The sequence below is a fragment of the Tardiphaga sp. genome (assembly GCF_025356345.1).
Taxonomy (GTDB): domain Bacteria; phylum Pseudomonadota; class Alphaproteobacteria; order Rhizobiales; family Xanthobacteraceae; genus Tardiphaga.
On record NZ_JANXTC010000054.1, the window covers coordinates 1 to 10354 of the forward strand.

Below are 10354 nucleotides of genomic sequence, written 5' to 3' on the forward strand. Positions count from 1 at the left end.
GAGACTACGATCAACAACTTGAAGTCATACGTAGCAAGTAACGACATGTCGGTTGATAGCGCCCGCGGCGCGCAGATGGCGCTGGTTAAAAACAAAAACACCAAGCCTGAGCTTTTTGTCCAGGACATCGTGAGCGATTTGCGCTTCAAATTCGTCGCTCACAGCCCTGACGTTTTTGGCAATCCTGATCTGGTTTTTCCGCGCCGCCGCAAGGTGATTCTTGTTCATGGATGCTTCTGGCATCGGCACGCCAAGTTGGGGTGCTGGCGAAGCAGGCTACCTAAAACCCGGCTTGATTTCTGGGAGCCCAAGCTCGCCGCGAACGTCACGCGCGATCGGCAAGTTAGGCGGCAGTTGCGAAAAAGTGGCTGGAGTTCTTTGGTGATCTGGGAATGCGAGGCGATCCCAAAAAACAGGACAGTTCTTGCTCGCAAAATTCAGAAGTTTTTGCGAGCTTGAGGTCTTGAGAACGAATCACCGCTTCGCCCCCACCGCCCTGATGATCGGCAATTTCGTCAGCGGCATCGCGCTGCTGGCGCCGACGGCGATGCTCGGGCAATTATCCGCCGGGCTGGGCGTCACCATCCGCGACGCCGGGCTGTTGATCACGTTTGGCGCGCTGGTCTTGTGCGTCGGCGCGCCGGTGATGGCGTGGCTGACCAGCCGGGTCGAGCGCCGCCATCTGCTGATGGGCACCATCGCGGTGGTCGCGGTAGCCAATTTCGCCTCGGCGCTGGCGCCGGATTACGCGGTGCTGCTCGGTATCCGCCTGCTGATGGCCGCGGTCGCCGCTTTGTACACGCCGCAGGCCGCCGGCACGGTTGGGCTGATCGTGCCGCCCGAAAAGCGCGGCTCCAGCGTCGCTTACGTCTTCCTCGGCTGGACGCTGGTCGTAGCTGTCGGATTGCCGCTGGTGAGCTTTGTCGCCAGCCGCTATGGCTGGCGCGTCGTCTATGCCGGCATCGGCGGGATGAGCTGCCTCAGCCTGGCATTGCTGGCGTGGCGGCTGCCGCGCGGCCTCTATGGCACGCCGGTCGATCTCTCGACCTGGACGGGACTGGCGCGCAACCGGCTGGTCGTGCTGCTGCTGCTGATCACCACGCTGCAGATCTCCGGACAATTCGCCGTCTTCACCTTTCTCGCGCCGCTGCTCGGGCAATTGACCGGTGCCAGTCCGGACGCCGCGGCCGCGATCTTCGCGTTGTACGGAATCTGCGGGCTGATCGGCATCCTGACGGCGACGCGCATCGTCGATGGCTGGGGCGCCTTCAACACCTCGCTGCTGGCGACCTCGCTGCTGCTCGCTGGCCTGTCGGTCTGGAGCTTTGGCGCCGGCCATCTGCCGGTGATGGCGTTCGGCGTCGCGATCTGGGGGATGGGCTTTGGCGCCATCAATTCGATGCAGCAGGTGCGGCTGATCTCGGCGGCGCCGGACGCGGCCGCGGCCTCGGTGGCGCTCAACACCTCGATGCTCTATGTCGGCCAGGCGATCGGCTCGGGCAGCGGCGGCCTGCTGTTCGCCAGCGGGCATTTTCATGCCGCGGGCTTCATCGCCATGGGCTTCATCGCCATGGGCTTCGTCGCACTGGCGCTCGCGGCCATTCTGTTCAGCCGCCGCCTCGCGGCAGGGCCCGTCAGTCGCTGATACGGATCAGCGAGGCCTTGAAGCTGACGCCCGGCAATTGCAGCGCGGTGCCTTCGAAGTCGACGACCTCGCCATTGACGCTTCCGTTGAGCGCCAGGGTGACGCCGTCCAGCCCGAACAGCGATTTCAACGCCGGATCCGGATTGTAGCGTCGCGTCGACACCTTCACCGTGGTGCTGTCGCCCTTGTTCTGGTAGTTGCCGAGGAAGGCAAAGGCCGAATTGCCGCCGCGCAGCCGGCCATTGATGGCGTAGATGACGCCGGTGCCCGCGCCATGGACCGAGTGGAAATGAACCTCGTACAGTCCCTCTTGCACGTCTGCGCCCCCCGTTTCGTTTAAGGTATGATCGTACGAAATTGAATGCACGCGAACAATGGCCATCGCCGGTTTCCCGCTGCTGTCAGTATTAGACTTTCGATCGCGACGGGAGATGGCCGATCAAGGCGCGCGACGTATCGCATCGGCGGCAGCCGATGCGCGTCACGGCTGTGAATGACTATCGGCTGTCATTGACGCCGCGCCAGCGCGCATAGCGCCAGGGCCTATACCAGCGCGCGGCGGGCGACAGCGTCGCCGGCACATTGTCGATGCCCGAGGTGCCCCAGGGCTGGCAACGCAGCAGCCGCGCCAGCGTCATCCAGCCGCCGGCCCACAGGCCAAAGCGCCCGATCGCCTCGTCGCCATAGACCGAGCAGCTCGGCAGATGCCGGCAATTGTAGCCGACCAGCGGCGACAGCGTATGGCGGTAGATCCAGATCGCGCCGCGGCCGGCCTGGCGCGGCAGCAGTCGGATGGTACCGGCGCAGCTCGGGCAGGGCGATGAATGTTTCATGGGCGGATTGCTACCATATCAGGCCCGGTTTGCACGGTTTTTCAGCAGGGAACTCAACGACTTATGCAACGGGGACACACCTGCCGGTTTTGTGGCCGCAACGCAGCAAATCGAGCTGGACGGCAGCCATGGGGACGTTAGGTTTTTAGTTAACGTCTGTGTGACAGATTCATGGACGTTGATTTGGGGCCAGTACCATTGCTCGATAGAGCGGGGAAGGAACCGATTTGAAACGGGTTAGATCGCGTCGATCCACTCAGGCCGCACTGTTTCGTGCCGCTGCCTTTTGCCTCGCCTGGCCAGTCCTGCTGGCGGCCTTTGGCGCCATGGCCCAGGCCGGTGCTGTTCTCGAAGAACGCAAGCTGCCGATGCGCTTCACCTGGGTTGAATGCGCGCCGGATTGCCGCGGCTGGATCGGCGCGGTCGGGATCGTGACCGGCGACACCGTTCGGGATTTCGATGAATTCGCCAGGGAGCGCGACCTCAAGGGCGCCACGGTGGTGCTGGATTCCAGCGGTGGCTCGGTCAATGACGCCATTGCCATGGGACGGCGCTGGCGCAAGCTCGGGCTGCTCACCACCGTCGGCCTGACCGTCGAGCAGGACACCGCGTCCGGCCCGCGGCCGGTGGTGATGCCGCAGGCCTATTGCGAATCGATGTGCGCGTTCCTGCTGCTGGCTGGCCAGACCCGTTACGTACCGGACGGCGCCCATGTCCGCGTCCACCAGATCTGGATGGGCGACCGTGCCGACGATCCGCGCGCAGCCACCTATACCGCGCAGGACCTGATGATCGTGGAACGCGATATCGGCCGGCTTGCCAAATTCACCTTCGACATGGGCGGCAGCGGTGACCTGCTGTTGCTGTCGCTGAATGTGCCGCCGTGGGAAGATCTGCACGAACTCTCGGTGCCGGAATTGCGGCTGACCAATCTGGTCACCACCGACAATGTCGCCGATGTGCTGCCGGAGAGACGGACGGACGTGCCGGTCGCGGCCCTGGCGCCGAAAGCGGTGCTGGATCGTTTTGTCAGCGCGACCGACGAACCAACTCCGCTGGCGATGGTGTCTCCATCGGCGCCGAAGCCGACCAAGACCGCGGAAGCGGCGCTGCCGACCGGCGGCCTGGTGCTGGCGCCGGTGAAGTAGATCCGCTCTCCACCGCACTCAGTCCGTGTCCCGGACGCAGCGCAGTGCGCCGCCCTCTGGCGGCGTCGTGCGCTGCAGAGCCGGGACCGCCAAGAACGCCGGTGCCTGGTGCGGTCCCGGCTCCGCGGGAGCGGCACGGCGGCGATGCAAGGGCATCGCCTGAGTGCCGCACCGCGTCCGGGACAAGTCCGGGTACAATCGATCAATCAGCCTTGCGCCGGCGCGAGCTGGCCGGGCGCCGGGGTCACGGCATGGCCCGCCTTCGCCTCGATCTGGCCGATCGCATCGACCACCGCGTCGAAGGTCAGCAGCGTCGAGGCATGGCGCGCTTTGTACTCGCGTACCGGCTCGAGCAGGCTGAAATCGGCCCATTTGCCGGTCGGCGGCGCGCCGTTTTCCTTCAGCATTTTTCGCATCGTCTCGCGCAACTCGCGCAATTCCGCGGCGGTGGAACCGACCACATGGCTGGCCATGATCGAGCACGAGGCCTGGCCGAGCGCGCAGGCCTTCACGTCATGGGCGAAATCGGTGACCACCGCGCCGTCCATGGTGAGGTCGATCTTGACGGTCGAGCCGCACAGTTTGGAATGCGCCGTGGCGGACGCATCCGGCGCCGGCAGGTGGCCGAGCCGCGGTATATTGCCGGCCAGTTCGATGATGCGCTTGTTGTAGATGTCGTTCAGCATCGGAATTCAACCCTGATGGCCAGCGGCAGCCGCGGCCGGGAAAGCCGCCCTTGGCTGCCGTGGAACTATCCCTATATAGGAAGGCCAGGCCACGATGAGAATAGTCCGGCGTTCTTCAGATCGCCGGAATCTTGCAATTCAATTCAGTCGGGTTGGCGCTATGTTTGACCGATTCAGGCGTTGGGCGGCCGTGGCCGCTCGGTCTGCCCGGTGACACTCCGGTCTCCTGCGAGGCCGGTCGAACGGAGTTATGATGGAAGCGATGATCAAGCCGCTGCGCGGCGCCAAACCTGACAGTAAGCCCGGCTTCCAGCCGTCCGAGCTCGATCCCGCCGAATTCATGGCCCCCGCCGTGCATGCCGACCAGCCGCGCCCGTCGCGCACCGAGGCCGAGCAGGCGGTGCAGACGCTATTGGCCTATATCGGCGAGAACCCGCGGCGCGAGGGTCTGCTCGACACCCCGCGCCGGGTTGTCGAGGCCTATGACGAACTGTTCCAGGGCTATTACCAGAATCCCTCCGAAGTGCTGAACCGCACCTTTGGCGAGACCGCCGGCTATGACGATTTCGTGCTGATCCGCGACATGAACTTCACCTCGCATTGCGAGCATCACATGATGCCGTTCTATGGCAAGGCGCATATCGCCTACACGCCGGTGGAGCGCGTCGTCGGGCTGTCGAAGCTGGCCCGGCTGGTCGACATCTTCGGCCACCGGCTGCAGACCCAGGAACATCTCACCGCGCAGCTCGCCGCGGCGGTCGACGAGGTCCTGAAGCCGCGCGGCGTCGCCATCATGGTCGAGGCGGAACACACCTGCATGTCGGCCAGGGGCATCCGCAAGGAAGGCTCGCGCACCTTCACCACCCGTTATACCGGCAGTTTTCGCGACAACCCGATCGAGCAGGCGCGCTTCATGTCGATGATCACCATGCCAACGCGCTGATCCCGTCACCTCTCCCCACCGGGGAGAGCGGGCATTCAGCGCTCTTGCCATCGCTACGCGCTTCATTTCTTGCTGAAAGCTCGCCGTGTCCCACTCCCACGACCTCGAAGAAGCCCTCGCGCTGACGCCGAAATTCGATGCCGCGGGCCTCGTCACCTGCGTCGCCACCGACGCGGGCTCCGGCGACGTGCTGATGGTCGCGCATATGAACGACGAGGCATTGCGGAAGACCATCGCGACCGGCGACGCCTGGTATTACAGCCGCTCGCGACAAGCGCTGTGGCGCAAGGGCGAGAGCTCCGGCCAGACCCAGCGCGTCGTGGAGATGCGGATGGATTGCGACCAGGACGCGATCTGGCTCCGGGTCGAGCAGATCGGCGCCGCCTGCCACACCGGCCGCCGCTCCTGCTTCTACCGCGCCATCACGAAAGGCGAGGACGGCGCGGCCAAAGTGTCGTTCGTCGACGCCGAACCGTTGTTCGACCCGGCCGCAGTTTACAAGACGCCCTGATCGTTCCCCGGACGCGGTGCACGGCGCCGCGGCTTCGCGGCGGGGTGCGCCGCAGAGCCGGGGCCCCGGTAATGAACGTGAGTAACCGGGATCCCGGATCTGCGGAGCGGCACTTCGCGCCGCACCGCGTCCGGGACACGTCTCCTTAACGCGTCGTTAACCACAATGCCCTGAAGGTGACTGAACGTGGCGCCGCGTGAGGCGCCCGGGGCATCCCAAATGACGGTCGAGGCGACCAGCATCACAACAGCAGCCATCGCGTCGTCGCGCAGTCAGGTGACGGGCGCGATCAAGAATGCTGCCGACACCACCGGTACCAGCTTCGAATATCTGCTCTCCACCGCGAAGATGGAATCCAACCTCAACCCGTCGGCCACCGCCTCGACGTCCTCGGCCAAGGGCCTGTTCCAGTTCATCGACCAGACCTGGCTCGGCACTGTCAAGGAAGCCGGCGCGAAGCTCGGCTACGGCCAATATGCCGACGCCATCCAGAAATCCGAGTCCGGCAGCTATTCGGTCGCCGACCCCGCCGCCAAGGCCGAGATCCTGAAGCTGCGCGACGATCCCGCGGCGAGCTCGGCGATGGCCGGCGTGCTGACGCAGTCCAACAGTTTCAAGCTGGGCGAGGCGATCGGCCGCCGCCCCAACGACGCCGAATTGTACATGGCGCATTTCATGGGCGTCGGCGGCGCCTCGAAACTGATCAACGCCGCGCAGAGTACCCCGAACGTGTCCGGCGCGGCGCTGTTTGCCAATGCCGCCGCGGCCAACAAGTCGATCTTCTACGACCAGGGCGGCGCCGCGCGCAGCGTCTCGCAGGTCTATTCGGTGCTGTCGACGCGCTATGACGCCGCCGCCAGTTCCGCTACCACCCGCGATGCGATGGCCACCTCCGGCGTGGTGACGGCGCGCGCGGTGACGCCCTCGGCGCCGGTCGATAATGCCGCCTATCTGTCCAGCTTCCCGGATCTGCGCAACGCCCAGGTCGCCAGCTTCGCCTCGGATAGTTCGGCCGCGGCCGCGCCGGAGCCGCCGATCTTCCGCTCGCTGTTCCAGGGCGGCGAACGCACCCAGCCGGTGTCGCGCGCGGTGCAGGAATTATGGGGCAACGGCTCGTCGCTGACCTCGGTGTCGCTGCCGAAAGCCCCCGAGGTCGGCGTGCCAAGGCCGCTCGATCTGTTCAGCGACCGCGCCGGCGCCTTCAGCAACTAACAAAGCGCGCCTCGAACTACACTTCACCGAATGACGCGTAGACCCATCCGTCGTCATTGCGAGGAGCCGTTGCGACGCGGCAATCCAGTAGGCGGCAAGCGAGAAAGAACTGGCTTGCTTCGTCGCAAGGGCTCCTGGGAAGAAAGGGCACTTGTCCCGGACGCAGCGCAATGCGCCTCCGCGGGAGGCGTCATGAGCCGCGGAGCCGGGACCGCCAAAAACGTCGTTGCCTGATACGGTCCCGGCTCCGCGGAGCGGCATGGCGGCGATGCAAGGGCATCGCCTGAGAATGCCGCACCGCGTCCGGGACACGAGTGTTATCTTTGATATCTCAGGATCAGCCAAAAGGCCGGTCCCAAACTCGCAATGACGGCTGACAGGGCTGGCGCCGCCGTACTACCCTTAACAAAACCTCAACAAACGCATCAGCTTATGGTGAACCCTTTGTTAAGTGGAATGGTTTATTTTCTCTGTCAGTGGCATCGCGTTACGGTGTCGATCGGGTTGCGTAAGCCGGCACAAAATGATTGTCCGCCAGTTCATTAGTTGGGTACGAACCGCTCCTGCGAGCGAACGCGCCGAGGCGACACGGGCGCTGGCACGGGCCTGGATTTTCTCCGACCTGTCCGAAGATGACCGCGCCGCCGCCGAAGGCGCGCTGTTGATGCTGCTCGACGATCCCTCGCCGCTGGTCCGCCAGGCAATGGCCGATGTATTCGCCCGCGCGCCATCGGCGCCGGCGGCCATCGTCCGCGCGCTGTCGGTCGATCAGGACAACGTCGCACTGCCGGTTCTGGAATTCTCGCCGCTGCTGATCGATGCCGACCTCGTCGACATCGTCGCCACCGGCAACAGCGAGCTGCAATGCGCGGTGGCGCGTCGCGTCTCGCTGCCGGCGTCGATCTGCGCCGCCATCGCCGAGGTCGGCTCGGCCGCCGCGGCGCTCGAGCTGATCGAAAACCCCTATGCCGAACTGGCGCCGTTTTCCTGTGACCGCATTGTCGAGCGTCACGGCCATCTCGCCGCGATCCGCGAATCCATGCTGGTGCTCGAGGATCTGCCGGCTGCGACGCGGCTGGCGCTGGTCGCCAGGCTCGCCGATACGCTGGGCCGCTTCGTGGTGGCGCGCAACTGGCTGTCGGCCGATCGCGCCGGCCGCCTCACGGACGAGGCGATGGCCCGCTCCACCGTCAACATCGCCTCGCGCTCGCATCTCGAGGAGATGGGCGACCTGGTGCGGCATCTGCGCCAGGCCGGGCAGCTCACCGTCGGGCTCATTTTACGCGCGCTGTTGTCCGGCAATCTCGAATTGTTCGACCAGGCGCTGGTGGAATTGTCCGGCCTGGCGCCGGACCGTGTCGCGGCGATCGTCTATGACGGCGCCGGCGCCAGCCTGAACGCGCTGCTCGGCCGCGCCGGTCTGCCGGAGAGCACCTATCCGGCGTTCCGCGCCGCGCTGGAAGCGCGCCACCAGATCGGCTTCATCGGCAGCGTCGGCGGCGCGGTGCGGCTGCGCCGCCGCATGGTCGAGCGCGTGCTGACGGTGTGCGAGACCGACGAGACCGTGTCCGAGCCGCTATTGATCCTGCTGCGCCGCTTCAGCACCGAATCCGCCCGCGAGGAAGCCCGCGTCTTCTGCGACGAGCTGGTCGACCAGGTCGACGCCATGTCCGACTACCAGCCGCTGGCGGCGTAGCGCCATCTCGTTTCCCGGACGCGGTGCGGCGCGTAGTGCCGCTCCGCGGATCCGGGATCCCGGTTGCCCTGCGACACCACCGGGACCCCGGCTCAGCGGCGCACCACGCCGCGAAGACGCGGCGCAGTGCACCGCGTCCGGGGAACGATCCAGCCCCGTGAATGCCGCTAATCCGCCGGCACGATGCCCGGCGCCTGGATCGCGGCGAGGCGGTCGGGGTGGCCGGCATTGACCAGCATCAGATAGTCGTCGGCGATGCCGCGCAGCCGCTGGCTGAGTTCGGCGGCGACGCCGGCGCGGTCGATGGTGGTGTGCTCGCGCACGATCGCCTGGATGGCGTCGACATGATGCCGGATCAGCTCATTCGGCACCGCCTCGAACTCCGGCGCGTGCTCGATGATCCGGCACAGGCTTTCGGCGGCGACGGCGGCGGTCGGGAAGCCGAAGGTGACGGCGTCGCCCTTGATGTCATGGGCGGCGCGAAACAATTCGTCGCGGCGCCGATCGCTGGCGCCCTCCGCGACCAGCCCGGCATAGGCGGCGCTGAGGCGGTCGCATTCGTCGCGCATCCAGCTGCCGAATTCGCTCGATAGTCCAGCCAGCGCCTGTTCGGCGCGGCCGACGGGATCGTCGCTATCGCGGTCGACGACGCGGCGGATGGCGCGGCGCAGCGTATCGGGCGGGGTGATGATCTGGTGATCGGCGAAGGCCTCGACCTTCGGGGCCAGCATCTTGTCGCGCGACATCCGGTAGGTCTCCAGCGGGCTGCGCATCACGAGGTGACGCGCGCCTTGTCCATCAGCGACGGCTGCTGCAGGACTTCGGCCTCGCCGCCATTGCGGCGCTCCGGCCCGATATAGGCCACCGTGGTGTTGCGGCGGCGATCCGGGCCGAAATAGTTTTTCGTCTTGATGAAGGGACGCGGATGCGCCACCACGCTCATGATGCGCAGATACAGCCCCTTGGCCGAAATCGGCTTGGCGAGGAATTCGGTGACGCCGGCATCGCGCGCCATGGTGATGCGGCGCTTCTCGGAATGCCCGGTCACCATGATGATCGGCGCGTAGGGATTGCCCTTGCTATCCGGCTGCCGGATCATCTGCGCCAGTTCGAGCCCGTCGAAGATCGGCATCACCCAGTCGGCGATGACGATGTCGGGTACGTAATGCGAATACATTTCCAGCGCGGTGGCGCCGTCCTCGGCCTCATAGACCTCGCGCGCGCCAAACGAATGCAGCAGCGTGCGCAGGATGCGCCGCATGTGCGGATTGTCGTCGCACACCAGGAAACGCAGCTTGTTGAAATCGATACGGAACATGAGGCGCTCGAACCGGGCAGGGCAGGTTACCCGCCATTAACGATAGGCCGGCACGGTTAATGAAGGGTTGCCTTGGAACGTCGTGCGCCGCGCCGCGGCAAAGCGTAGGGTGGGCACAACGAAGCGTGCCCACGCCTTTCATGTTGCGATAGCCATCATGGTAGCCCGGATGAGCGCGGCGAGATCCGGGGCCTGCGGTCGCAGGGTGCCGTTCCGGCTTTAATCGTTTCATCGCGCAGCCGAAGGTCCCGCGGCGGAGCTCTCCCGGATGTCGCCGCGCGCATCCGGGCTACGGCTTGCTGTCCGACAAGGTCGCCAACCTCGTCGCGGACGGCGTCGATGTCGCCATCCGCCATGTCGTC

At 65.7% G+C, this 10354-nt stretch carries 13 protein-coding genes; 7 read left to right on the plus strand and 6 right to left on the minus strand.

The features are described 5' to 3' along the window. Together Q0S16_RS02800 and Q0S16_RS02805 are read left to right on the plus strand one after the other, a co-directional pair. Positions 1-459: very short patch repair endonuclease (locus Q0S16_RS02800; RefSeq protein WP_295844792.1), on the plus strand; the 459-nt coding region annotated here is incomplete at its 5' end. A gap of 40 nt (positions 460-499) precedes the next feature. Beyond that, positions 500-1645 (plus strand): MFS transporter, encoded by a 1146-nt coding sequence (locus Q0S16_RS02805; protein WP_295844812.1) that lies wholly within the window; start codon positions 500-502, stop codon positions 1643-1645. Here the strand turns inward: Q0S16_RS02805 and Q0S16_RS02810 are convergent. Both Q0S16_RS02810 and yidD read right to left on the minus strand, forming a co-directional pair. Next, on the minus strand, positions 1635-1961 hold the full coding sequence (locus Q0S16_RS02810) for a GrlR family regulatory protein (RefSeq protein ID WP_295844796.1): 327 nt from the start codon (positions 1959-1961) through the stop codon (positions 1635-1637). The two genes, Q0S16_RS02805 and Q0S16_RS02810, sit on opposite strands and share 11 nt — an antisense overlap. 181 nt (positions 1962-2142) lie before the next feature. Then, entirely contained in the window at positions 2143-2478 is a 336-nt protein-coding gene (gene yidD / locus Q0S16_RS02815; protein ID WP_295844799.1) for a membrane protein insertion efficiency factor YidD, read from the minus strand. A gap of 326 nt (positions 2479-2804) precedes the next feature. On the opposite strand from yidD, the gene Q0S16_RS02820 reads away from it, so the two are divergent. Further along, positions 2805-3626, plus strand: a complete 822-nt coding sequence (locus Q0S16_RS02820; RefSeq protein ID WP_295844813.1) for a hypothetical protein — start codon at positions 2805-2807, stop codon at positions 3624-3626. A gap of 206 nt (positions 3627-3832) precedes the next feature. Here Q0S16_RS02820 and Q0S16_RS02825 read toward each other — a convergent pair whose 3' ends face one another. Further along, the gene (locus Q0S16_RS02825) at positions 3833-4312 is read right to left on the minus strand and encodes an iron-sulfur cluster assembly scaffold protein (protein ID WP_295844801.1); all 480 of its coding nucleotides are present in this window, start codon (positions 4310-4312) and stop codon (positions 3833-3835) included. Positions 4313-4565: 253 nt separating this feature from the next. Here Q0S16_RS02825 and folE point away from each other — a divergent pair, with 253 nt between their 5' ends. From folE to Q0S16_RS02845, 4 genes are all read left to right on the plus strand, one after another. Further along, a complete protein-coding gene (folE, locus tag Q0S16_RS02830) occupies positions 4566-5255 on the plus strand; it encodes a GTP cyclohydrolase I FolE (RefSeq protein WP_295844802.1) in 690 nt (229 codons plus the stop codon). A gap of 85 nt (positions 5256-5340) precedes the next feature. Then, positions 5341-5766: a phosphoribosyl-AMP cyclohydrolase gene (gene hisI / locus Q0S16_RS02835; RefSeq protein WP_295844804.1), complete on the plus strand. Its 426-nt coding sequence runs from the start codon at positions 5341-5343 to the stop codon at positions 5764-5766. A gap of 219 nt (positions 5767-5985) precedes the next feature. After that, positions 5986-6978, plus strand: a complete 993-nt coding sequence (locus Q0S16_RS02840; protein WP_295844806.1) for a transglycosylase SLT domain-containing protein — start codon at positions 5986-5988, stop codon at positions 6976-6978. 523 nt (positions 6979-7501) lie between these two features. Next, positions 7502-8674 (plus strand): DUF2336 domain-containing protein, encoded by a 1173-nt coding sequence (locus Q0S16_RS02845; protein WP_295844807.1) that lies wholly within the window; start codon positions 7502-7504, stop codon positions 8672-8674. Positions 8675-8841: 167 nt separating this feature from the next. On the opposite strand, the gene Q0S16_RS02850 is transcribed toward Q0S16_RS02845, so the two are convergent. The 3 genes from Q0S16_RS02850 to Q0S16_RS02860 all read right to left on the minus strand — a co-directional run. Continuing rightward, positions 8842-9420 (minus strand): Hpt domain-containing protein, encoded by a 579-nt coding sequence (locus tag Q0S16_RS02850; RefSeq protein WP_295844815.1) that lies wholly within the window; start codon positions 9418-9420, stop codon positions 8842-8844. Positions 9421-9446: 26 nt separating this feature from the next. Beyond that, positions 9447-9992: a response regulator gene (locus Q0S16_RS02855; RefSeq protein WP_295844810.1), complete on the minus strand. Its 546-nt coding sequence runs from the start codon at positions 9990-9992 to the stop codon at positions 9447-9449. A 155-nt stretch (positions 9993-10147) separates the two neighbouring features. Then, positions 10148-10354 (minus strand): hypothetical protein (locus tag Q0S16_RS02860; protein ID WP_295844811.1); only part of this gene is annotated, 207 nt, incomplete at its 5' end.

Coding starts and splice junctions, on each gene's coding strand:
- Q0S16_RS02805 (WP_295844812.1), top strand. CDS start 500: ATGATCGGCAATTTCGTCAGCGGCATCGCGCTGCTGGCGCCGACGGCG.
- Q0S16_RS02850 (WP_295844815.1), bottom strand. CDS start 9,420: ATGTCGCGCGACAAGATGCTGGCCCCGAAGGTCGAGGCCTTCGCCGAT.
- folE (WP_295844802.1), top strand. CDS start 4,566: ATGGAAGCGATGATCAAGCCGCTGCGCGGCGCCAAACCTGACAGTAAG.
- Q0S16_RS02820 (WP_295844813.1), top strand. CDS start 2,805: ATGGCCCAGGCCGGTGCTGTTCTCGAAGAACGCAAGCTGCCGATGCGC.
- Q0S16_RS02840 (WP_295844806.1), top strand. CDS start 5,986: ATGACGGTCGAGGCGACCAGCATCACAACAGCAGCCATCGCGTCGTCG.
- Q0S16_RS02825 (WP_295844801.1), bottom strand. CDS start 4,312: ATGCTGAACGACATCTACAACAAGCGCATCATCGAACTGGCCGGCAAT.
- Q0S16_RS02855 (WP_295844810.1), bottom strand. CDS start 9,992: ATGTTCCGTATCGATTTCAACAAGCTGCGTTTCCTGGTGTGCGACGAC.
- Q0S16_RS02845 (WP_295844807.1), top strand. CDS start 7,502: ATGATTGTCCGCCAGTTCATTAGTTGGGTACGAACCGCTCCTGCGAGC.
- yidD (WP_295844799.1), bottom strand. CDS start 2,478: ATGAAACATTCATCGCCCTGCCCGAGCTGCGCCGGTACCATCCGACTG.